The 351-nt window shown below is 42.2% G+C and carries 1 protein-coding gene; it reads right to left on the bottom strand.

All coding sequences use genetic code 11. The annotated features are described in order from the left end of the window. Positions 1-351, bottom strand: a 351-nt coding sequence (locus J3L11_RS19070) for a type I-F CRISPR-associated protein Cas7f/Csy3 (RefSeq protein ID WP_207572012.1), incomplete at both ends; no start/stop codon positions are given.

Below are 351 nucleotides of genomic sequence, written 5' to 3'. Positions count from 1 at the left end.
TTGCGGTGATATCAGCATGCCAAAAGACACATGGATTAGTGAGTGCGAACAGAAACTCATCCGTTAACGCATTTAAAGCTTCTGATGCTTCATTAGGCCAACGAGATCCCCAAGTGATCTCTCTTATATCGTCAACTACATAGGAGTTACCATTACTGGTTACGACAGTAATACTTGCCGCCCCTGCGTACTGATTTCGCCATAACCAAGTCCCTAATAAAATGTTTTTACAGTAGCGCTTAGCCAGTTCTTGATAACCACCTAACTCTTTAAATTTTGTCGCTAACGCAGACAATGTATTAAACACATCAACATTACTGCAGCCTGAGGGAGCCAGAGAGTTAGCTTTCA

It is taken from the genome of Shewanella sp. 4t3-1-2LB (genome assembly GCF_017368415.1).
GTDB lineage: Bacteria > Pseudomonadota > Gammaproteobacteria > Enterobacterales > Shewanellaceae > Shewanella > Shewanella fodinae.
This window is presented reverse-complemented; position numbering and strand designations above follow the sequence as displayed.